This is a genomic window from Kitasatospora sp. NPDC022856 (genome assembly GCF_055561235.1).
This window is the reverse complement of sequence record NZ_JBVHHE010000011.1, coordinates 54,069-74,861: the sequence shown is the minus strand read 5'-3', so window position 1 is coordinate 74,861 and position 20,793 is coordinate 54,069. Positions and strand designations below refer to the sequence as shown.

Annotated in this window: 19 protein-coding genes; 6 read left to right on the top strand and 13 right to left on the bottom strand. The window is 72.8% G+C overall.

What is annotated here, in order from left to right; translation table 11 throughout:
• Nucleotides 1-202: 202 nt before the first annotated feature.
• Entirely contained in the window at nt 203-1,294 is a 1,092-nt protein-coding gene (locus ACZ34W_RS15890) for an alpha/beta hydrolase (RefSeq protein ID WP_329490621.1), read from the top strand.
• Nucleotides 1,295-1,358: 64 nt separating this feature from the next.
• Here ACZ34W_RS15890 and ACZ34W_RS15885 read toward each other — a convergent pair whose 3' ends face one another.
• A complete protein-coding gene (locus ACZ34W_RS15885) occupies nt 1,359-2,951 on the bottom strand; it encodes a PucR family transcriptional regulator (RefSeq protein ID WP_329490619.1) in 1,593 nt (530 codons plus the stop codon).
• A 424-nt stretch (nt 2,952-3,375) separates the two neighbouring features.
• Here ACZ34W_RS15885 and ACZ34W_RS15880 point away from each other — a divergent pair, with 424 nt between their 5' ends.
• The 5 genes from ACZ34W_RS15880 to ACZ34W_RS15860 all read left to right on the top strand — a co-directional run bounded on the left by ACZ34W_RS15880 (nt 3,376) and on the right by ACZ34W_RS15860 (nt 10,186).
• The gene (locus ACZ34W_RS15880) at nt 3,376-4,263 is read left to right on the top strand and encodes an FAD binding domain-containing protein (protein ID WP_329490618.1); all 888 of its coding nucleotides are present in this window, start codon (nt 3,376-3,378) and stop codon (nt 4,261-4,263) included.
• Nucleotides 4,260-4,745: a (2Fe-2S)-binding protein gene (locus tag ACZ34W_RS15875; RefSeq protein WP_329490617.1), complete on the top strand. Its 486-nt coding sequence runs from the start codon at nt 4,260-4,262 to the stop codon at nt 4,743-4,745. The genes ACZ34W_RS15880 and ACZ34W_RS15875 overlap by 4 nt, the downstream gene beginning before the upstream one ends.
• A complete protein-coding gene (gene pucD / locus ACZ34W_RS15870) occupies nt 4,742-7,114 on the top strand; it encodes a xanthine dehydrogenase subunit D (RefSeq protein ID WP_465604371.1) in 2,373 nt (790 codons plus the stop codon). Before ACZ34W_RS15875 ends, pucD begins: the two co-directional genes overlap by 4 nt.
• Before the next feature lie 319 nt (nt 7,115-7,433).
• Nucleotides 7,434-8,918 (top strand): NCS2 family permease, encoded by a 1,485-nt coding sequence (locus ACZ34W_RS15865; protein ID WP_329490615.1) that lies wholly within the window; start codon nt 7,434-7,436, stop codon nt 8,916-8,918.
• Nucleotides 8,919-9,001: 83 nt separating this feature from the next.
• Nucleotides 9,002-10,186, top strand: coding sequence for an XdhC family protein (locus tag ACZ34W_RS15860; protein ID WP_465604369.1), 1,185 nt, complete (start codon nt 9,002-9,004; stop codon nt 10,184-10,186).
• 24 nt (nt 10,187-10,210) lie between these two features.
• On the opposite strand, the gene ACZ34W_RS15855 is transcribed toward ACZ34W_RS15860, so the two are convergent.
• From ACZ34W_RS15855 to ACZ34W_RS15800, 12 genes are all read right to left on the bottom strand, one after another.
• Nucleotides 10,211-10,504, bottom strand: coding sequence for an antibiotic biosynthesis monooxygenase family protein (locus ACZ34W_RS15855; protein ID WP_329490613.1), 294 nt, complete (start codon nt 10,502-10,504; stop codon nt 10,211-10,213).
• 109 nt (nt 10,505-10,613) lie between these two features.
• Complete coding sequence (locus ACZ34W_RS15850; RefSeq protein ID WP_329490612.1) at nt 10,614-11,234, bottom strand: LysE family translocator; 621 nt, start codon at nt 11,232-11,234, stop codon at nt 10,614-10,616.
• A 48-nt stretch (nt 11,235-11,282) separates the two neighbouring features.
• A complete protein-coding gene (locus ACZ34W_RS15845; RefSeq protein WP_329490611.1) occupies nt 11,283-11,486 on the bottom strand; it encodes a cold-shock protein in 204 nt (67 codons plus the stop codon).
• 98 nt (nt 11,487-11,584) lie between these two features.
• On the bottom strand, nt 11,585-12,499 hold the full coding sequence (locus tag ACZ34W_RS15840) for an SDR family oxidoreductase (protein ID WP_465604366.1): 915 nt from the start codon (nt 12,497-12,499) through the stop codon (nt 11,585-11,587).
• Between the two features lie 177 nt (nt 12,500-12,676).
• A complete protein-coding gene (locus ACZ34W_RS15835; protein WP_465604364.1) occupies nt 12,677-13,093 on the bottom strand; it encodes a PIN domain-containing protein in 417 nt (138 codons plus the stop codon).
• Nucleotides 13,086-13,283 (bottom strand): type II toxin-antitoxin system VapB family antitoxin, encoded by a 198-nt coding sequence (locus tag ACZ34W_RS15830; protein WP_465604362.1) that lies wholly within the window; start codon nt 13,281-13,283, stop codon nt 13,086-13,088. The genes ACZ34W_RS15835 and ACZ34W_RS15830 overlap by 8 nt, the downstream gene beginning before the upstream one ends.
• Nucleotides 13,284-13,361: 78 nt before the next feature.
• The gene (locus ACZ34W_RS15825; RefSeq protein ID WP_465604360.1) at nt 13,362-15,083 is read right to left on the bottom strand and encodes an SDR family oxidoreductase; all 1,722 of its coding nucleotides are present in this window, start codon (nt 15,081-15,083) and stop codon (nt 13,362-13,364) included.
• On the bottom strand, nt 15,080-15,964 hold the full coding sequence (locus tag ACZ34W_RS15820; protein ID WP_465604358.1) for a M24 family metallopeptidase: 885 nt from the start codon (nt 15,962-15,964) through the stop codon (nt 15,080-15,082). The genes ACZ34W_RS15825 and ACZ34W_RS15820 overlap by 4 nt, the downstream gene beginning before the upstream one ends.
• 14 nt (nt 15,965-15,978) lie before the next feature.
• Nucleotides 15,979-17,067: a PDR/VanB family oxidoreductase gene (locus ACZ34W_RS15815; RefSeq protein ID WP_359804312.1), complete on the bottom strand. Its 1,089-nt coding sequence runs from the start codon at nt 17,065-17,067 to the stop codon at nt 15,979-15,981.
• A 19-nt stretch (nt 17,068-17,086) separates the two neighbouring features.
• A complete protein-coding gene (locus ACZ34W_RS15810; RefSeq protein WP_329490604.1) occupies nt 17,087-18,001 on the bottom strand; it encodes a metal-dependent hydrolase in 915 nt (304 codons plus the stop codon).
• A gap of 205 nt (nt 18,002-18,206) precedes the next feature.
• Nucleotides 18,207-18,986 (bottom strand): IclR family transcriptional regulator, encoded by a 780-nt coding sequence (locus ACZ34W_RS15805; protein ID WP_465604355.1) that lies wholly within the window; start codon nt 18,984-18,986, stop codon nt 18,207-18,209.
• A gap of 265 nt (nt 18,987-19,251) precedes the next feature.
• Nucleotides 19,252-20,712 (bottom strand): catalase, encoded by a 1,461-nt coding sequence (locus tag ACZ34W_RS15800; protein WP_329490602.1) that lies wholly within the window; start codon nt 20,710-20,712, stop codon nt 19,252-19,254.
• Nucleotides 20,713-20,793 lie beyond the last annotated feature (81 nt).

The following is a 20,793-nucleotide window of genomic DNA, read 5'->3' as shown; positions in this document are numbered from 1 at the left end:
CCCGCGGGGGAAGCAGCACCGAAACGTGATGTTCCTCTCAGGTTCCTTACAGATTCGGACGGCAACCGATCCCGCGTTCCCGACCGTCTGATGCCATTGGAGCGCGTTCCGGGCGAGTGGGGCCCCGGACGGCTTTGAACCCGGATACGAGAATTTGATGCAACTGACAGGCACGCCATTCCTCATCTGCACGATCGTCCTCGTGCCGATCTCCATCGCGGCGGCCCTGCTGCTCTGGGGAAAGGTGCGCGGGCCGAGGCCGGTGCAGGTCCTGTCCAGGCTTGCCATGATCGTCTTTTGCCAGATCACCGCCGTGACGACGGTCTTCGTCATGGTCAACAACGCCAACCTGATCTACGGCAACTGGGACGACCTGCTGGGCACCGGCAACCACGTCCGGGCCGTGCCCTCCGTCCCCCCGGCCGAGGCGGGCGCCGGCGGGGCCCAGGCCGGCGGCGACGCCGCCAAGCAGCCGCCCAAGGTCCACCAGCAGTTCCGCAGCGTGGACGACCCCAAGGTGCCGAACGACGTCCAGAAGACCGACCTCAAGGGCCAGCTGTCCGGCGTGGACGGCGAGGTGCTGGTCTGGCTGCCGCCGCAGTACCACGACCCGGCGTTCAAGGACAAGAAGTTCCCGGTCGTCGAGCTGATCCCGGGCTTCCCCGGCTCCTCCTCCACCTGGTACGGCACGCTCAAGGTCTCCGAGCAGCTCAAGCCGCTGATGCAGGAGGGCAAGGTGGCGCCGTTCATCCTCGTCTCGCCGCGCACCCTGCTGCTGGGCAACAGCACCGACGCCGGCTGCACCGACGTGCCCGGCAAGGTCAACGCGGACACCTGGCTGACCCGCGACGTCCCCCAGATGGTGCTGGACAACTTCCGCGCCGAGCCGTCGGCCGACCGCTGGGCGGTGGCCGGCTACTCGGCCGGTGCCCACTGCGCCGCCAAGCTCTCGCTGGCCCACCCCAACCGCTACCGGGCCGGCATCAGCCTCTCGGGCTACAACGACCCGGCGGTCGAGAAGTCCTCGCTGGTCGGCAAGGACGCCCAGCTGCGCGAGGCGAACAACCCGGTCACCATCGTGAAGACCGCCGCCCAGCCGCCGAAGGTCGCCCTGTACATCAGCGGCAACAAGGGCGACGGCTACGAGGACGGCCAGGCGATCGCGGCCGTCGCGAAGGCGCCGACCACCGTCCAGGTCCAGGAGACCACCGGGCCGCACTCCAGCGACGTCTGGAAGAACATGGTGCCGGGCGTCTTCCAGTGGCTCACCTCGATCATCCCCGTGCAGCCTTAGTCACGCGGAAGGGGTCCGCCCCGCACACCGACGGTGTGCGGGGCGGACCCCTTCCCGTGCGGGCTCAGGCCAGTTCGAGGGCCAGGTAGAAGTCCACCCGGTCCTCCAGCCGGGAGAGGTCACGGCCGGTCAGCTCCTCGATCCGGCCGATCCGGTAGCGCAGCGTGTTGACGTGCACGTGCAGCTGGGCGGCGCAGCGGGTCCACGAGCCGTCCGAGCGCAGGAACGCCTCCAGGGTGCGGACCAGGTCCGCCTGGTGCTCGATGTCGTAGGCGATCACCTTGTCCAGCAGCCGGCCGCGGAAGGCCCGGCGGACCTCGTCGGGCACCGCGGCCAGCAGCAGCACGTGCGAGGCCAGCTCCTCCGGGCCGGCCACGCAGACCCGGCCGACCCGGGCGGCGGCGATCCGGCGGGCGTGCCGGGCCTCCTCCAGGGCGCCGCGCAGGCCGCCCGCCTCGGAGGCGGGGGCCGACACGCCGAGGGTGATCCGGCCCTCTGAGCCGAGGCCCGCCTCCAGCGGGGCGAGCAGCTCCCGCAGGGTGTCGGCGGGCACCGCGCTGTCCAGCGCGGGCAGCACCACCACCGCGCCGGTGCCCGCCCCGGCGACCAGGGCGCGGTCGGTGGTGCCGTTGAGAGCTTCCTCCAGGATCAGCCGCACCGCGCCCTCGGGCAGGCCGGTGCCCTCGGCGCTGAGCACCAGCCAGGAGCCGTCCGGCGACTGCGGCTTGGGCTCGGGGTTCTCGTACCGGGCGGCCATCGCCGAGGAGGCGTACAGGGTGCGGCTGATCTCGCCCGGGTCGGCGTCGCGCTGGAGCAGCGTCAGCACCTCGTCGGCGAGGCGGCGGCGCAGCCGGCGGCCCTCGTCGCGGCGGTGCCGCTCGGCGGCGACCAGCCGGGCGAGGTTCTCGGCGAGCTGCTGGCGCTTGGTGGTCCATTCGGTGACGTCGCCGGCCACCGCGAGCACCCAGTCGGCGAGCGGCGCCTGGACGTCGTCGAGGGCCGGGGCGGGCAGCAGCGAGTAGGAGCCGTTGGCCAGCCGGGCCCGGTGCGGGGGGCGGCGGCGCTGGCGCTGGGCGCCGAGGTGGGCGCGGACCAGCTGGTCGCGGTCCTCGGCGGAGAGCCGGTCGGCCGGGCCGGCGATCACCGCTCCGGTGGGCGTGAGCACCCAGCAGTCGAGGTCGAGGTCGCCGCCGAGGAGGTCGAGGACGGCGTCCAGTCCGCCGCCGCCGGCCGCGGAGACCAGCAGCCGGTGGCGGTCGACCAGGGCGGCCAGGTCGGCGGCGCGGTCGGCGGAGACCTGTCGGCCGATGAACTCGGTGACGGTGCCGAAAGCGATGTCGTCGGGTACCGCCAACAGGGGCATCCGGTGCCGGCGACACGCGTCGACGAGGTCCTCGGGGACGGGGCCGACCTCGGCCTCGCCGGCCGCGAGGGCGACCGCGCCACCGGCCACGATGGTCCGCACGAAGCGTTCGGAGTCGGCCGGCCCGGTGCGCCAGAGCATGCCGGTGAGCACCAGCTCGCCGCCGTGCAGGTAGCGGCCCGGGTCGTGCAGGTCCGTGGTCATCACGCCGCTGACCTGCCGGTCGAGCTCTTCCTCGGCCGCGAGCAGGCGCAGTCTCGGGGCTCCGGGGGCGAGCAGGTCGCGGACACGCATCCGGGACTCCTTACGGGCTTGGGGTGGGGGTGAGGGGGCCCGAGCGCGCGGTCCGGGGGTCACAGTGTGCCCGAACATCCGTGCTCGGTGTTACGTCCCAACGGACGCCCGGATCACGGGGTCATAGCTTGGGAATCACGGCCGGATTACGGTCGTAGGCAGCACCCGGAAATCAGCTGGGCTGCGAGATTCTCGTCCTTAGAGGAACGTACAGGATGCCGGGCGGGACCACAGCCGGGGCTTCATGCCATCGGTGACTGCCAGTGGGCCCCGTCACAGAGGTTCACTGGCCACACGCCGCCGGACACACCCCGGTGACCAGGACCCGACGCGGAGGCGACGAAGCGGACAGCGCGGTCCGAACACCGAGTTCCGGGCACTGTGCCCACCCGTCCGGCCGGCAACGACTTGAGGAGACACCCGCATGGAGTTCCTTCGGCCCGCTACCTGGGACGAGGCACTCGCGGCGAAGGCTGAGTACCCGACCGCGCTGCCCATCTCGGGCGGTACGGACGTCATGGTCGAGATGAACTTCGACGTGCACCGGCCATCCGCGATTCTCGACCTGAACCGCATCACCGAGCTCACCGAATGGTCGAACGACGGCGACGTCGTCCGGCTCGGCGCCTCCGTCCCCTACTCCCGGATCATCGACGAGCTGTCCGGTCCGCTGCCCGGCCTCGCGCTGGCGGCCCACACCGTCGGCTCGCCGCAGATCCGAAACCGCGGCGGCGTCGGCGGCAACCTCGGCGGTGCCTCCCCGGCCGGCGACGCGCACCCCGCGCTGCTGGCCGCCGGCCGCGACGTGTTCGTCGAGGCGGACTCCGTGCGCGGCACCCGGATGATCCCGATCGACGAGTTCTACGTCGGCGTCAAGCGCAACAGCCTGGCGGCCGACGAGCTGATCAGGGCCGTGCACATCCCCGTCGCGGACGGCCCTCAGCAGTTCTCCAAGATCGGCACCCGCAACGCCATGGTGATCGCGGTCTGCGCCTTCGGCTTCGCGCTGCACCCGAAGAACGGCACCGTCGGCACCGGGATCGGCTCGGCCGCCCCCACGCCGCGCCGCGCCGTCGAGGCCGAGGAGTACCTGCGGGGCGTGCTCGCCGAGCGCGGCCTGTGGGAGTCCGGCGAGCTGCTGGGCGCCGAGGTGATCCAGCGGTTCGGCGAGCTGGTGAAGGCCGCCGCCTCGCCCATCGACGACGTCCGCGGCACCGCCGACTACCGGCGGCACTCGCTGGCCGTGATGGCGCGCCGCACGCTCACCTGGACGTGGAACGACTACAGCAAGCAGATCAGGAGCGCGGCATGAGGGTCACTTTCACCGCCAACGGCAAGCCGGTCGAGGCCGACGACGTCTGGGAGGGCGAGAGCCTGCTCTACGTGCTGCGCGAGCGGGTCGGCCTCCCGGGCTCGAAGAACGCCTGCGAGCAGGGCGAGTGCGGCTCCTGCACGGTCTACCTGGACGGCGTCCCGGTCTGTTCGTGTCTGGTCGCGGCCGGCCAGGTGCAGGACCGCGAGGTCCGCACCGTCGAGGGCCTGAGCGACGAGCAGGGCGAGCTGGGCCTGGTCCAGCAGGCCTTCGTCGACGCCGGCGCCGTCCAGTGCGGCTTCTGCACGCCCGGCCTGCTGGTGCAGACCGACGCGCTGCTGGCGAAGGACGCCCAGCCGAGTGACAACGACATCCGTGAGGCGCTGTCGGGCAACCTCTGCCGCTGCACCGGCTACGAGAAGATCATGGACGCGGTGCGGCTGGCTTCCGCCCGCACGTGCGAGAGGGCGACGTCGGAATGAGTACCCGCACCATCCAGGGTCAGAAGAACCTGCAGAACATCAACCAGGCCAGCAAGGACGGCATCGGCGGCTCGCCGCTGCGCCCGGACGGCAACCTGAAGGTCAAGGGCGAGTTCGCCTACTCGTCCGACCTGTGGCACGAGGACATGCTCTGGGGTATGGCGCTGCGCTCGCCGCACCCCCGGGCGAACATCCTCTCGGTGGACATCGCCGACGCGCTGAAGGTCCCCGGCGTGTACGCCGTCCTCACGCACGAGGACATCCCCGGCACCAAGTACTACGGCCTGGAGATCCAGGACCAGCCGGCCCTGGCGATCGACAAGGTCCGCTACCACGGTGAGGCCATCGCGCTGGTCGCGGCCGACCACCCGGAGACGGCCCGCCGCGCGGTGAAGAAGATCAAGGTCGAGTACGAGGTGCTCACCCCGATCACCACCGAGGAGCAGTGCCTCGACCCGGAGACCCACGGCTACGTGCACGAGCCGCACGAGTTCAAGTCGCACGGCTACGGCAACATCTGCCACGAGCAGAAGCTGGTCTCCGGCCTCGGCGTGACCGACGAGGTGCGGGCGCTGGCGGACGTCATCGTCAAGGGCAGCTACGAGGTCGGCATGCAGGACCAGGCCTTCCTCGGGCCGGAGTCCGGCCTGGCCGTCCCGGCCGAGGACGGCGGCATCGACCTCTACATCGCCACCCAGTGGCTGCACGTGGACCGCCAGCAGATGGCCCCCGTGCTGGCCCTGCCGGAGGAGAAGGTCCGCCTCACGCTGGCCGGTGTCGGCGGCGCCTTCGGCGGCCGCGAGGACATCTCGATGCAGATCCACGCCTGCCTGCTCGCCCAGCACACCGGCAAGCCGGTCAAGATCGTCTACGCCCGTGACGAGTCCTTCTACGGCCACGTGCACCGCCACCCGGCGAGGATGACCTACGAGCACGGCGCCACCCGGGACGGCAAGCTGGTCTTCGCCGACTGCCGGATCGTGCTGGACGGCGGCGCGTACGCCTCCGCCTCGCCGGCCGTGGTCGGCAACGCGGCCTCGCTCGGCCACGGGCCGTACGTGATCCCGAACGTCAAGATGCACGCCATCGCGCTGTACAGCAACAACCCGTCCTGCGGGGCGATGCGCGGCTTCGGCGCGGTCCAGGCCGCGTTCGGCTACGAGACCCAGATGGACCGGCTCGCCGCCGAGCTGGGCATGGACCCGGTCGAGCTGCGCCAGCTGAACGCGATGTCGGAGGGCGACTTCATGCCCACCGGACAGCAGATCGACTCGCCCGCCCCGGTGGCCGAACTCCTGCGCCGGGTCAAGGACATGCCGCTCCCGCCGCCGCTGGACACCGAGCACCTGGACGTCCGCCAGCTGCCCGGCGCGCTCTCCAACACCTCGCACGGCGAGGGCATCGTGCGCGGCGTCGGCTACTCGGTCGGCATCAAGAACGTCGGCTTCTCCGAGGGCTTCGACGACTACTCCACCGCCCGGGTGCGCCTGGAGGTGATCGGCGGCGAGCCGGTCGCCATGGTGCACACCGCGATGGCCGAGGTCGGCCAGGGCGGCGTCACCGTGCACGCCCAGATCGCGCGCACCGAGCTGGGCGTCGAGCAGGTCACCATCCACCCGGCCAACACCGAGGTCGGCTCGGCCGGTTCGACCTCGGCCTCCCGGCAGACCTACATGACGGGCGGTGCGGTGAAGCTCGCCGCCGAGGCCGTCAAGCAGGCGCTGATCGAGAAGGGCCGCCGGCGCTACGGCTGGACCCAGCACGACCTGACGCTGACCGGCGGCAAGGTGGTCTCGCCGTCGACGGGCGCCCTGGTCTCCATGGTCGACCTGCTCGGCGACGAGGCGATCGACCTCACCCGCGAGCACCACCACCGCCCGACCGTCCCGTTCGACAAGGAGACCGGGCAGGGCTTCGGCCACGTCCAGTACACCTTCTGCGCCAACCGCGCGGTGGTCGACGTGGACGTCGAGCTGGGCCTGGTCAAGGTGGTCGAGCTGACCGCCGTCCAGGACGTCGGCAAGGCGCTCAACCCGCTCTCGGTGGTGGGCCAGATCCAGGGCGGCTGCACCCAGGCGCTCGGCCTGGCCGTGATGGAGGAGATCATCGTCAAGGACGGGAAGGTCCGCAACGCGTCCTTCACCGACTACCTGATCCCCACCATCCTGGACACCCCGCCGATCCCGGTGGAGATCCTCGAACTCCCCGACCCGCACGCCCCGTACGGGCTGCGCGGGGTGGGCGAGGCCCCGACCGTCTCCGCGACGCCGTCGATCGTGGCCGCCATCCGCAACGCCACCGGTCTGGCGCTCAACCGGATCCCCGTCCGGCCCGAGCACCTGACCACCGAGGCCCCCGGGCCGAAGTAGCCACCGGGTCTCCCCCACACCTCCCCGGGGCGGCGACCGTCTTCCCCGCCGCCCCGGGGCAGTTCCACCCCGAAGTACGGGCACCACACATGCACCAGCCGAAGCAAAGCGAACGCATCCTCCCGCTGCCTCTCCCACGCCGGGGTTCTGCAGCGGTGCGCACCACCCACCCCCGGCCGACGGCCGGTGGAACGCACTGCACCGCAGCACTGCCACAGAGTGCGCCCAGTGAGTCGAATCGTCCCCCTGTGCCAACTTCGTTGACTGGCTGTCAGGTCGGCTCGCCCACCCCAACCCCCTTTGACACTTGGGAGTGGACATGACCAGGATCCCCACGGAGCCCGGCACCACTGAAGACAGACCCACCGAGGACGACACCCCCACGTCGGCCCCGGTCGCACCGCCGAAGAACGCCATGGACGCGTACTTCAAGATCACGGCCCGGGGATCGACCTTCGGCAACGAGATCCGCGGTGGCCTCACCACCTTCATGGCGATGGCCTACATCGTCCTGCTCAACCCGATCATCCTGAGCGGCGCCGACGTCAACGGCCTCAAGCTGGACCACGCCCAGCTCACGACCGCCACCGCGCTCGCCGCCGCCGTCACCACGATCCTGATGGGCGTGGTCGGCAACGTCCCCCTCGCGGTCGCCGCCGGCCTCTCCGTCTCCGGCGTGATATCCGCCCTGGTGGTACCGCACACCACCTGGCCCCAGGCGATGGGCCTCTGCGTCGTCTACGGCCTGCTGATCGTCCTGCTGGTGGTCTCCGGACTGCGCGAGAAGATCATGAACGGCATCCCCCTGCCGCTCAAGCACGCCATCACCATCGGCATCGGCCTCTTCGTCTCGCTGATCGGCCTGGTCAAGGCCGGCTTCGTGCACACCGGCGGTCCCACCCCGCTCGCGCTCGGCCCCTTCGGCGAACTCGCCGGCTGGCCCGTGCTGGTCTTCTGCCTCACGGTGCTGACGATCTTCGTCCTGCTGGCCCGCAACGTGCGCGGCGCGATCCTGATCGGCATCGCCGGCGGCACCGTGGTGGCCTTCGTCATCAACGCGGTCGCCGACCTCCCGGCGAAGACCTGGGTCAGCTCCGCCCCGGTGTGGCCGAGCGGCGGCCCGGTCTCCGCACCCGACTTCGGCCTCTTCGGTCACATCGACGTCTTCGGGGCCTTCGGCAGCCACGGCCTCGGCGCGATCAGCGCCTCGGTCGCCGTCTTCACCCTGGTCCTGGCCGGCTTCTTCGACGCGATGGCCACCATCATCGGCGTCGGCACCGAGGCGGGCCTTGCCGACAAGCAGGGCCGGATGCCCGGCCTGTCCAAGGCGCTGTTCATCGACGGCGCCGGCGGTGCCATCGGCGGTGTCGCGGGCTCCTCCGGCCAGACCGTGTTCGTCGAGTCGGCCACCGGCGTGGGCGACGGCGCCCGGACCGGCCTCGCCTCGACCGTCACCGGCGGCGTGTTCGCCCTCATGCTGTTCTTCTCGCCGCTCGCCGCGATCGTCCCCACCGAGGTCGCCTCCGCGGCCCTGGTCGTCATCGGCTCGATGATGATGAGCCAGGCCCGGCACATCGACTGGTCGGACCGCGAGGTCGCCATCCCGGCCTTCCTCACCTGCACCCTGATGCCGTTCACCTACAGCATCACCGCCGGTGTCGCCGCGGGCGTCATCTCGTACACCGTCATCAAGGCCGGCACCGGCAAGTGGCGCGAGCCCGGCCCGCTGATGTGGATCCTCACCGGCGTGTTCGTGGTCTACTTCGCGCTCACTCCGATCAAGTCCTGGCTGGGCGTCCACTAGCAGCACCGCCGCCGTACGGGAATCGTTTCCCGTACGGCGGCACCTCCCGTTCCGTCTTCCGAGGTGTTAAGGAGCTCCCCGACATGCACGACATCGCCGAGCAGCTGCAGGCCTGGCACGCGTCCGGGCGTTCCTTCGCCGTGGCCACGGTGGTCGGGGTCTCCGGCAGCGCGCCGCGCGACCCGGGTGCCGCGCTCGCCGTCGACGCGGCCGGCGAGGCGATCGGCAGCGTCTCCGGCGGCTGCGTCGAGGGAGCCGTCTACGAGCTCTGCCAGGCCGCCATCGAGTCCGGCCGGCCGGTGCTGGAACGCTTCGGCTACAGCGACGAGGACGCCTTCGCGGTCAGCCTGACCTGCGGCGGCGTGCTGGACGTCTTCGTCCAGCCGGTCGTCCCCGGCACCGACCCCGCACTCGACGCCGGCATCACCTACCTCGCCTCCGGCACCCCGGTCGCCCTGGCCCGGGTGATCGACGGCCCCGGCGCGCTGGTCGGCGCCACCGTCGCCGTCACCGCCGACACCCACCACGGGGCCCTCTCCCCCGCGCCCACCACCGTGGCCCCGCTGGAGCGCGCCGTGGTCGCCGAGGCCCGCGCCATGCTGGACGCCGGGCGCACCGGCCGACTGGTCCTCGGCCTCGACGGACGCCCCTGCGACGACCGGGAGCAGGGCACCGTCACCTTCTTCGTCGAGTCCTACGTCCCCGCGCCGCGGATGATCGTCTTCGGGGCGATCGACTTCGCCGCCGCCGTGGTGCGGATCGGCAAGTTCCTCGGCTACCACGTCACCGTCTGCGACGCCCGGCCGGTCTTCGCCACCGAGCGGCGCTTCCCCGACGCCGACCAGGTGGTGGTCGACTGGCCGCACCGCTACCTGGACTCCCAGCTGGACCGGATCGACGGGCGGACGGTGCTCTGCGTCCTCACGCACGACGCCAAGTTCGACATCCCGCTGCTGGAGCGCGCGCTGCGGCTGCCGGTCGGCTACATCGGCGCGATGGGCTCGCGCCGCACCCACCGGGACCGCGACACCCGGCTGCGCGAGGTCGGCCTGACCGACGCCGAGATCGGCCGGCTGCGCTCGCCGATCGGCCTGGACCTCGGTGCCCGGACCCCCGAGGAGACCGCCGTCTCGGTCGCCGCCGAGATCGTCGCCCACCGGCGCGGCGGCAGCTGCCTGCCGTTGAGCCGCGGCGAGGGGCCGATCCACCACGACCTGGCGCGGGCGGCCGGTCCGGCCACCGGGGACGCGCGGTCCCACGCGGCCTGACCGCGGCGCGCCCCGGCCCCGCCGTCACCGCACGACGTCGTGGACCTCGCGGATCAGCGGCGGTGCGGCCGGGATGCCGACCTCCTGGAGGATCGGCAGGAGCACCGCCGAGAAGTGCTCGAAGGCCTCCCGGGACTCCCACACTTCGGTGACGTGCCAGCCGCCGCCCGGCGTCGGACCGGACACGTGCAGGACCAGCCCGCGCACCGGCCAGTCCGAGGGCGCGTTCAGCCCGGTGCCGCCGGTCAGCCGGTCCACCGCCTCCTCGTACTGGTCCCGGGTGGTACCGGGGAATTCGAACATCACGATGATGGCCATGCGCTGCTCCCGTCGGATGGGCTCCGTCGCCTCCCATGCAGCCCCGCCCCCGCCCGCCCGGCCATCCGGCGCCACCACCCGGGTGACGTGGGGCAGCGCGCCGGGCGGGCTACTCCGAGAGCGCCAGCCGCACCCCGAAGCCCACCACCACCGCACCCGTCACCCGGTCCAGCAGCCGGCGCGCGGCGGGCCGGCTCAGCCAGCCGCGCACCGCCCTGGCGAAGCCCACCAGCACGGCCGACCAGAGCAGGCCCTCCACGACGTGGACGCAGGTCAGGGCCACCCCGGCGGCGAAGTGCGGGGCCCCCGCGGGGATGAACTGCGGCAGCACGGCGACGTAGAAGACGCCGACCTTGGGATTGAGCAGATTGGTGAGCGTGCCGCGCCGCCACCCGGACCGGACCCCGCCGCCGGTCGGCAGCCGCTCCGGTTCGGCCCCGCCGCCCCGGTTGCGCAGCAGGCCGATCCCCATCCAGACCAGGTACGCGGCCCCGGTCCAGCGCAGGACCTCGTACGCCAGGTGGGAGGCGGTCAGCAGGGCGGTCACCCCGGCCGAGGTGAGGGTGCCCCAGATCAGGGTCCCGGTCTGGATGCCGAGCACCACGCCCCAGGCCTGCCGGCGCTCCCCCAGGGCGGAGGTGCGCAGCACCAGCGCGGTGTCGATCCCGGGCGTGAGCGTGAGCAGTCCCACCACGAGGGCGAAGGACCACAGGGCGGTCGTCATCTCCATGGGCCTTGATCGTAGGGCCTCGGCCGGCCGGGGCGGGCCGACCGCGGGTCAGAGCGGGCGCACCCGCTCGGCCACCCAGCGCCCCTCCTGCTCCATCGGCTGGTACTCCACCCGCCGCCCCTCGGTGAGGACGCGGTCGCCCTCGGCCAGGATCGAGTCGAAGTAGACGTAGAGGGCGGGGCCGTCCTCGTCGGGGGTGATCAGGCCGTAGCCGTGGTCGGCGTGGTAGGACTGCACGGTGCCGGTGGCCATGGGGGTTCCCTCGCTTCCGCTGGGTGATGGAACTCCTGGGTACCAAATGCCCGGCCCGGAGCGGCCACGGCGCGCCCGGCCGCGCCCCGCGGCCTCGCTCAGCGGTAGCCGGCCGGGTCCAGCGGGCCGTCCGCCGACTCCTGGTCGACCAGGTAGCGCCAGGCGTCCGGGCGGCTGCCGTCCAGGTCGGTGAAGCCGTACTCCTTCGCCAGGGCGCCGCTGGAGAGCGAGCTGCCGTTGAAGCGCGCCACCCCGGGGTCGCAGGCCAGCGCCACCACGGCGCGGCCGACGTAGCCGGGCGACTCCGAGACGCCGAAGCCGGGCTGCTTCGCGGTCGCGTCGCGCCAGTTCTCCTCGGTGACGCCGAAGTGCTCCAGCATCATCTCGGAGCGCAGCCAGCCGGGGGTCAGCGCGACCGCCGTCGCCCCGCGCGGGGCCAGCTCGTGGCCCAGCGCGAAGGCCATCCGCAGCACCGAGGACTTGGCGAGGTCGTAGCAGAGCGAGTTCCGGTAACGGGTGGCGTTGTAGTCGGCGGTGCCGTCGGTCATCTCCACCACCAGACCGCCCGGGCGGCTCAGCAGCAGCGGCAGCAGGTGGTGGTTGGTGATCACGTGCGTCTCGACGGCCAGGCGCAGCAGGCGCAGCCCGTTGTCCAGGTCGTGCTCCCAGACCGGGCTCTCCCACTCGAAGAGGTTCTCGCCGCCCCAGATGTCGTTGACCAGGACGTCGAGCCCGCCCTGCTCGGCCTCGATCCGCCGCGCCACGGCCTCGACCTCGGCGGGGACGAGGTGGTCCGCGCGGACCGCGATCCCGCGGCCGCCGGCCGCGGTGACCAGTGCCGCCGTCTCCTCCAGGGTCTCCGCCCGCCCGTACTCCGAGCGGTGCCCGCCGGCACTGCGCCCGGTCGCGTAGACCGTCGCCCCGGCGGCCCCCAGCTGCACCGCGATCCCCCGCCCGGCCCCCCGGGTCGCCCCGGCGACCAGGGCGACCTTGCCCGTGAGCGGCTGCGCCATGTCCCGTCCTTCGCTCGTGCTTCCTCCGACACCATGGATGCTGCCCCGGGAATCCGGGACTTACCGCGCCGTGCCGTCGGGCGGCGGCATCATGTCTTCGCCGCCGGCCCGTCGATGCGGCCACCCGCGACGACGTACGAGCGCACGCGGCAGGCTCCCGGCGCCGCGGGGGGCGGGTCAGTCGGCCGTACCCGGCGGAACGACCCAGCGGGTGGACTGACCGGTCACGGCGGCGATCATGTCGTAGTCACCGTCGTAGTGCAGGACGGTCGCGCCGTGACGCTCGGCCGTGGCGGCGATGACGAGGTCCGCGACCGACAGGGCCCGCCAGTTGCCGGCGGCCGTCGGTCGTGCCCGCACCTCGATCGCCCGGTCCCAGACCTCGTCCGGCGTCGGAAGCCAGTCGAAGCCGCGCATTCCTTCGCGAATGCGCTCGGCATCGGCCTTCGAGCGGGCGCTGTGCATGACCTCCAGCTCGACGGCCCCGCAGACGGCGAGGAGTCCGGCGTTGTGCAGCGGCTCGATCGCGGCGCGTACGGCAGGTTTCGGGTACCGGGCGAAGGCCGACTTGTCGATCAGGAAGCGCTCACTCACCCGGGTGCGCGTGGCCGGTGAGGTCGGGCAGTCCGCCCTCGGAGAGCCAGGTGAAGAAGGACTCGCGCTTGCGGCGCTTGATCGCGTCCTCCAGGGCCGCGTTGACCGTGGCGACCTTGGTGGTCGTCCCGAAGATCTCCGCGGCCTCGGCGAGGAGCGTGTCGTCGACGTCTATCACGGTGCGAGCCATGGCGGGCTTCCCGAGCGAGCTGGGCCTGTGATATCGATTTCCGGCCTACCCGATATCACAGGCCCACCGGCCGGTCCCTCAGGTCACGTTGAGGCGGGCCGCCAGGCGCAGCAGGCCCGGGGAGAGGCGGCTGAGGAAGCGGGCGGCCTTGGCCTCGGGGGTGACCGGGACGACCGGCTTGCCGGTGCGGACGGCGTGCAGGATCGCGGTGGCGACCTTCTCCGGCGGGAAGCCCCGGCGGGCGTAGAGCTTCGCGGCGCGGGCCTGCTTGGCCGCCTGCTGGTCGGCGCTGGTGGCGGAGAAGGTGGAGGTGCGGGTGATGTTGGTGTTGACGATGCCGGGGCAGATGGTCGAGACGCCGATGCCGTGCCCGGCCATTTCGGCGCGCAGGCAGTCGGAGAGCATGAACACGGCCGCCTTGCTGGTGGCGTAGGCGGTGAGCGCCTTGGACGGCAGGTAGGCGGCGGCCGAGGCGAGGTTGACGATGTGCCCGCCCCGGCCGCGGTCGGCCATCAGCGAGCCGAAGGCGCGGCAGCCGTGGATCACGCCCCAGAGGTTGACGTCCAGGACGCGCTGCCACTCCTTCTCGGTGGTCTCCAGGAACGTCCCGGAGTGGCCGATGCCCGCGTTGTTGACCACCACGTCGGGGACGCCGTGCGCGGCGGCGACCGCCTCGGCGAAGGCGTCGACGGCGGCGCCGTCGCTGACGTCGACCCGGTAGGCGTGCGCCTGGGGGCCGAGCAGGGAGGCGAGTTCGGCGGTCCGCCGGGCGGCGTCGTGGTCGAGGTCGCAGACCACCACCCGGGCGCCCTCCTCGGCGAAGGCGAGCGCGGTGGCCCGGCCGATGCCGCTGCCGCCGCCGGTGATGACGACCAGCGGGCCGTCGCCGGCCGGGTCGGGGGCCTGTCCGGCGTCGACACCGGCGGTGAACTCGCGGACCATCCCGGCCACGGCGGTTCCCTTCTCCAGGAGGGCGGACCAGTGGGTGGCGTGCAGGGAGCGGCGGGTCAGCCTGGGCACCCAGCGCTCCAGCCCCTCGGAGAGGTACTCGCCGACGTAGTGGTCCCGGGTGAGGGTGATCAGCTGGACCGGCACCTCGGTGGGCCGCTCGCGCGGATTGCGCAGGGTGGGGCGCATGTTGGCCCGGTAGAGCTCGATGCCGCGCACCGCGTCCCGCCGCAGGGTGGGCTGCGGGTGGCCGGGCCGCGGGGTGACGGCCTCCAGGTCGCGCAGCACCCGGGGCCAGGCGCGGGCCAGGCCGAGCCGCCAGATGCCGGGGGCGAGGTAGGGCAGGTGGAAGGCCGTGATGTACCAGGAGTGCACGCCCTGCGCGAGCAGTTGCCGCAGGTGGCGCGGGGTGGGGCGGCGGTAGCGCTCGCGCATCCAGTGGCCGATGTGGTCCAGGCAGGGGCCGGACATCGTGGTGTAGGAGGCGAGCCGCCGCTCGGCGCCGGGCGAGGTGACGGCCTCCCAGGACTGCAGCGAGCCCCAGTCGTGGGCGACCACGTGCACCGGGCGGTCCGGGCTGACCGCGTCGGCGACCGCGAAGAGGTCGGCGGCCAGGTGCTCCAGCCGGTAGCCCTCGCGCGAGTCGGGCGCTCCGGACTCGCCGGCGCCGCGCACGTCGTAGCGGACCACGTGGTGGTCGCGGGCGAGGTCGGCGGCGATGTCGTCCCAGACCACGTGGGTGTCCGGGTAGCCGTGCACCAGCAGGACGGTGGGCGCGTCGGGGTCGCCGTCCTCGAAGACGGCGAGCGGCAGCCCGCCGGAGTGGACGGTGCGGCGGCGGGTGGTGGTCATCGGGTCGCCTCCTGGGCGGTCGCCTCGGCGTGGGCAGCGGTCCAGCGCCGCACGTGCGGCAGGTCGTCGTCGAGCCAGTACGCGTCGTCCTCGGTGACCACCAGCAGCTCCTCGAACTTGATGCCCACCGCGCGGAACCCGATGTGCGGCTCCACCGCCCACAGGCCCGGGGTCGGCGCGTGCCGGGAGGACCGGCCGTCCGCCCAGAGCGGGGAGCGGCCCTGGAGGCGCTCGCCGATCAGCTCGCGGCCGAGCGTCTGGAGTGTACGCACCCCGAAGCCGAGGACGTTCACCCCGGCCGGGCCGCGGCTGGTGGTCCGGGTGACCTGGTGGCCGATCACCCGGCCCGGGTAGACCCGGTGGCGGTTGTCGTAGCCGTGCGCGGCGATCTGCGCGTCCACCGCCGCGTACACCTCGTCGAGCGGGCGGCGGGCGCGGACCTCGGTGAGGATCAGCTCGCGGTAGACCCGGAGGTCGGCGGCCAGCCGGTCCCAGACCGGGTTCTCGCCGACCTTGCCGCCGTAGCCGATGTCGGCGGTGTAGCCGTCCACGATCGGCGCGCAGTCCAGGACGTACGGCATGCCGTCCTCCAGCCGGCGGTCGCCGGCGAAGAACTGCAGCGGGGTGCGGAAGTGCCGGAAGGCGGTGCGGTCGCCGAACCAGGCGAAGGGGACGTGGAAGAAGTCCTGCACGCCGGCGGCGACCAGGTACCGGCGCAGCTCGGCGGTGGCCTGCCGCTCGGTCACCCCCGGTTCGATCCGGGCGGCGACCTGTTCGGCGCAGTGGTAGGCGAGTTGCTGGACCTCGCGGAAGCGGTCCAGGTCGTGGTCGGTGAACGGGAAGGCCGGGGTGCGGGGGACGGCCGGGGGGCGAAGCAGCACGGCGGGCTCCAGTGCTAGAGGTCCAGGACGAGGGTCTCGCCCCCGGCGGCCCGGGAGACGCAGGGCAGCAGGGCGCCGGCGGCGCGCTGCTCGGGGGTGAGGCGGCGGTCGCGGTGGTCCGCGGCGCCGGCCACCAGCCGGACCTCGCAGGTGCCGCAGAAGCCCTGGTGGCAGGAGTACGGCAGGTCCGGACGGGCCTCGCGGAGCACGTCCAGGGCGGACCGGTCGGCGGGGACGTCCAGCACCGGGCCGTCCGTGCCGAGCTGCACGGCGAACGGCTCGCCGCCGGTGACCGGGGCGGCGCCGAACCGCTCGAAGTGCAGGGCCCGGGCCGGCGATCCGTCCAGCGCGCGCTGGACGGCGGTCAGCATGGGGGCCGGGCCGCAGCAGTAGACGGCGGCGCCGCGCGGGGCGTGGGCCAGCAGCTCGGCGCCGGTGGGCACCCCGCCGTGCTCGTCGTCGGTGCGCAGGTGGACCCGGCCCGGGTCGAGGCCGCGCAGCAGCTCCGCGTAGGGGAGGGTGTCGGCGCTGCGGCCGACGTGGACGAGGTGCCAGTCCAGGCCGTGCCGCCGGGCCTCGTGGACCATCGGCAGCAGCGGGGTGATCCCGATGCCGCCGGCCAGCAGCAGGACGGCCGGCTCGGCGCAGAAGGCGAAGCCGTTGCGCGGGCGGCGGGCGGTCAGCCGGGTGCCGGGGTGCAGCTCGCGGTGGATCTCCTCCGACCCGCCGCCTCCCCCGGGCAGCCGGCGGACCGCGATCCGGTAGGCCCGCCGGTCGCCCGGGTCGCCGCAGAGCGAGTAGTGCCGCTCGCGGCCCGAGGGCAGCGCGAGGCGCAGGTGCGCGCCGGGCTGCCAGGGCGGGAGCGCCCCGCCGGAGGGGTCGCCGAGCAGCAGCTCGACGACGTCGGTGGCGATCGTCCGACGGGCGGTCACCACCAGCTGCAGCGCCGGGGTGGGGCGGCCGAACGGGCGCCGGGGGCTGCGGCGCAGCAGCGGGCCGCCCAGCGCGGGGGTGTAGCGGTCGCCGAAGGCGGTCAGGCCTCGCATGAACCGGTCCGCGCGGGGGCGGCCGTAGAGGTCCGGGGGCGGGTTGTGCAGGTCCATCCGGGCGACTCTCCTGGCGTCAGTGGGCGGCGGCGCGGGCGGCCGGGGAGGTGGCGAGGTAGCCGAGGGCCTGGCTTGAGGAGCCCTCCTGGGTGGGGTGGTAGCCGGGCCGCAGGTAGCGCAGGCCGGAGCGGAGCGAGCGGACCGGGTCGGGCAGCAGGCCGCGCCGGGCGAGCCGCCGGGCCTCCCGCCAGCTGGGCCGGATCCGGCCGTCCAGGGTGGGGTCGGCGGCCAGCAGGAAGCGGGCGCCGCGCACCCAGAGGTGGACCAGCAGCGGCCCGGAGACGGCCATGCCGCGGATCCGGCGGGCGTAGCCGGGGTCGAGGTGGACCATCAGGTCGTAGGCGACGCTGCGGTGCTCGACCTCCTCGGCGCCGTGCCAGCGCAGCAGGTCCAGCATCGTCGGGTCGGCCTTCGCCCGGTCCAGGCCGGGGGAGTTGAGCGCCCAGTCGCCGAGGAAGGCGGTGAAGTGCTCGATCGCGGCGACGAAGGCGACCCGCTCGACGATGTTCTCGCGCCGCCGGACGGGCGGGAGGCCTGGCTTGTCCCCGAGGACGCGCTGGAACAGCCAGGTGACCTGGCGGACGTAGGGACGCGGGTCGAGGCCCTGGCCGAGCAGGTGGTCCAGCACCTCCTGGTGGGCCTCGGCGTGGATGGCCTCCTGGCCGATGAAGCCCAGCACCTCCTCGCGCAGCCGGTCGTCCCGGATCAGCGGCAGCGCCTCCTTGAACACCTTGACGAACCAGCGCTCGCCCTCCGGGAGCAGCAGGTGCAGGACGTTGATGACGTGGGTGGCCATCGGCTCGTCGGGGATCCAGTGCAGCGGAAGCCCGGACCAGTCGAAGCGGACGTCCCGGGGCTCCAGGACGAGGCTGTCGTGGACCCGGGCGGCCGGGGCGGCGACGGCGGGAACGGGTGTGGTGGTGCGGGGCATGGAGGCCCTCCTGACCTGGGGGCGGGGCGGCTCGGCTCGCGCGGCACCAGGCAACTTACTCGCGGGTAGCGCCTGCTACAAGGGTTTCGGCAGCCCTTATCGACATCGAGTCTAATAGGTGATGTGCACCGGACGGCGGGCCGGGAAACACGCGAGCCCCGCCGGGATCCGGCGGGGCTCGTGGACGGGGGGCGGCCCCGAAGGGTCAGACCGCCATCGCGAGCATCAGCGGCGCGGCCCGGGCGGCCAGCAGCTCGGCGGCCGCCTTGAGCCGGTGCACGTTGTCGAGCGGCATCGAGGTGGCCAGGCAGCCGACCGTGCTCCCCGCCGTCACCGGCACGACGGCGCAGACGGTGCCGAGCGCGTACTCCTGGATGTCCAGCACCGGCACGGTGGCCGGCTGGCGCTCCAGCCGGTGCATCAACTGGTCGGCGTCGACGACCGTCCGCGAGGTGAGCCGGGCCACCGGGTGGCGGGACAGGTGGTCCCGGCGGGCGTCGTGGTCGAGCTGGCTGAGCAGGCACTTGCCGATCGCGCTGGCGTGCGCGGTGGCCCGGAAGTCCACCCACTCCTGCACCGCCGGGGCGTGCTCGGCGGCCGCCACCGCCTCGACCGACAGCTCGCCGTCGTGGTACCGGGTGAAGTACACCGCCGCGCCCAACTCGTCGCGCAGCTCTGCGAGTTTGCGGTCCAGCCGGGCCCGGACCAGCTGCTCCCGGTTGTACTGCCCGAGCAGCGCGAAGGTGCCGCCGAGCACCCAACCGCCGTCCTGGCACTGGAGGTAGCCCTCGATCTCCAGGATCTCGGCCAGCTGGCGGACGGTCGGCAGGGCCAGGGACGTCTCCCGGGCGAGGGAGACCAGGGTGGCACCGCCGGGGTGCCGGTCGACGGCCTCCAGCAGTCTGAGGGCGTGCTGCAGGGAGGTGAACGGACCGGGCACGCCCTCGTCCAGCATGGCGTGGCGACCCGGGGCTGGTGTCGACATGTCGTCCCCTTCCGATGTCCCCCAGGGAGTTACCCGCGGGTGTTCTCCAGCCTAACCACCCGGGGACGTCGGCCGGTGCCGCTCCGCGGATATTCGTGCAGGTACGGTAAAGAACTTGACCGGCGCCGGTGTCGGGTGCTCTGTGCGGACAGCACAACGGCCCCTCCCCCACTGCCCTGGGAGGAGAGGCTCGGTGTGCGGCCGCCGGGGTGCGGGCCCCGGCGGCCGGTGAGGGTGGTTCACAGCGGACCGGAGGGACGCCGGGTCAGCCCTCGTCGCCGGCGCGGAGCTTGGCCACGGCGGCCTCCAGCCGGCTGCCGTACTCCTCGTCGGCCGCGTGGAAGTGGGCGAGGTTCTTCTCGACGATGTCGTCGCGCGTCACCTGCGCCAGGAAGCCCGCGATGTTGTCGATCAGGCGGGTCTTCTCGCCGGCCGACATCAGCCGGTAGAGCTCACCGGCCTGGAAGAAGTCGTCGTCCTTGGTGTGCGCCGGCGTGGTGTAGGTGCCGGTGTGGCCGTTCAGCGCGACCGGCGCGGCGAGCGCGTTGTCGGTCTGGGCCGGGCCGTCGTACGAGTTGGGCTCGTAGTTCTTGCCGCGGCCGGACTTGTTGACGGCGGCGAAGCCGTCGCGGCCGTAGTTGTTCGCCTCGGTCGCCCGGGGGGCGTTGACGGCGAGCAGCGTGTGGTTGACGCCGAGGCGGTAGCGCTGGGCGTCCGCGTAGGCGAACAGCCGGCCCTGGAGCATCTTGTCCGGGGACGGGCCGATGCCGGGCACGAAGTTGTTCGGCGAGAACGCCGACTGCTCGACCTCGGCGAAGACGTTCTCCGGGTTCTTGTTCAGCACCAGGCGGCCGACCTTGACCAGCGGGTAGTCGGCGTGCGGCCACACCTTGGTCAGGTCGAAGGGGTTGAAGCGGTAGTCCGCGGCCTCGGCGACCGGCATCAGCTGGACGTACAGCGTCCAGCTCGGGAACACGCCGCGCTCGATGGCCTGGTGCAGGTCGCGCTGGTGGCTGTCGGCGTCGGCGCCGAGCACCTCGGCGGACTGGCCTCCGTCCAGCGAGCGGATGCCCTGGTTGGTCTTGAAGTGGTACTTCACCCAGAAGGCGTCGCCCTGCTCGTTGACCCACTGGTAGGTGTGCGAGCCGTAGCCGTTCATGTGGCGGTACGAGGCCGGGATGCCGCGGTCGCCGAAGAGCCAGGTGATCTGGTGGGTGGAGGCCGGCGAGTGGGCCCAGAAGTCCCAGACGTTGTCGGCCTCCTGGACGCCCGTGTACGGGTCGCGCTTCTGCGAGTGGATGAAGTCCGGGAACTTGATCGGGTCCTTGATGAAGAACACCGGGGTGTTGTTGCCGACGAGGTCGTAGTTGCCCTCCTCGGTGTAGAACTTCAGCGCGAAGCCGCGCGGGTCGCGCACCGCGTCGCTGGCACCCAGGTTGCCCGCCACGGTGGAGAAGCGCAGGAACAGTTCGGTGCGCTTGCCGACCTCGGAGAGGAAGGCCGCCCGGGTGTACTGCGACACCTCGTCGGTGACCTCGAAGTACCCGTAGGCGCCGGAGCCCCGGGCGTGCACGACGCGCTCCGGGATGCGCTCGCGGTTGAACCGGGCCAGCTTCTCCAGGAGCTGCTGGTCCTGGATGAGCAGCGGGCCGTACTCGCCGGCCGAGGCCGAGTTCTGGTTGTCGGCGACGGGCGCGCCCGACTCCGTGGTCAGGATCTTGGACATGGAGGGTCCTTCAGGGTCGACAAAGACGTGCGTGGAGAGGAGGTTGACGGCGCCTCAGACACCGAGCAGGCGCCAGACGGC

Excerpts from the sequence above, each read along its gene's own strand:
- ACZ34W_RS15840 (WP_465604366.1), bottom strand. The coding sequence starts at position 12,499 with ATGGCGCAGCCGCTCACGGGCAAGGTCGCCCTGGTCGCCGGGGCGACC.
- ACZ34W_RS15845 (WP_329490611.1), bottom strand. The coding sequence starts at position 11,486 with ATGGCCACCGGCACCGTGCAGTCCTACCACGCCGACCACGGCTACGGC.
- ACZ34W_RS15865 (WP_329490615.1), top strand. The coding sequence starts at position 7,434 with ATGACCAGGATCCCCACGGAGCCCGGCACCACTGAAGACAGACCCACC.
- pucD (WP_465604371.1), top strand. The coding sequence starts at position 4,742 with ATGAGTACCCGCACCATCCAGGGTCAGAAGAACCTGCAGAACATCAAC.
- ACZ34W_RS15810 (WP_329490604.1), bottom strand. The coding sequence starts at position 18,001 with ATGCCCCGCACCACCACACCCGTTCCCGCCGTCGCCGCCCCGGCCGCC.
- ACZ34W_RS15800 (WP_329490602.1), bottom strand. The coding sequence starts at position 20,712 with ATGTCCAAGATCCTGACCACGGAGTCGGGCGCGCCCGTCGCCGACAAC.
- ACZ34W_RS15885 (WP_329490619.1), bottom strand. The coding sequence starts at position 2,951 with ATGCGTGTCCGCGACCTGCTCGCCCCCGGAGCCCCGAGACTGCGCCTG.
- ACZ34W_RS15815 (WP_359804312.1), bottom strand. The coding sequence starts at position 17,067 with ATGGACCTGCACAACCCGCCCCCGGACCTCTACGGCCGCCCCCGCGCG.
- ACZ34W_RS15875 (WP_329490617.1), top strand. The coding sequence starts at position 4,260 with ATGAGGGTCACTTTCACCGCCAACGGCAAGCCGGTCGAGGCCGACGAC.
- ACZ34W_RS15830 (WP_465604362.1), bottom strand. The coding sequence starts at position 13,283 with ATGGCTCGCACCGTGATAGACGTCGACGACACGCTCCTCGCCGAGGCC.
- ACZ34W_RS15880 (WP_329490618.1), top strand. The coding sequence starts at position 3,376 with ATGGAGTTCCTTCGGCCCGCTACCTGGGACGAGGCACTCGCGGCGAAG.
- ACZ34W_RS15855 (WP_329490613.1), bottom strand. The coding sequence starts at position 10,504 with ATGGCCATCATCGTGATGTTCGAATTCCCCGGTACCACCCGGGACCAG.
- ACZ34W_RS15860 (WP_465604369.1), top strand. The coding sequence starts at position 9,002 with ATGCACGACATCGCCGAGCAGCTGCAGGCCTGGCACGCGTCCGGGCGT.
- ACZ34W_RS15825 (WP_465604360.1), bottom strand. The coding sequence starts at position 15,083 with ATGACCACCACCCGCCGCCGCACCGTCCACTCCGGCGGGCTGCCGCTC.
- ACZ34W_RS15850 (WP_329490612.1), bottom strand. The coding sequence starts at position 11,234 with ATGGAGATGACGACCGCCCTGTGGTCCTTCGCCCTCGTGGTGGGACTG.
- ACZ34W_RS15805 (WP_465604355.1), bottom strand. The coding sequence starts at position 18,986 with ATGTCGACACCAGCCCCGGGTCGCCACGCCATGCTGGACGAGGGCGTG.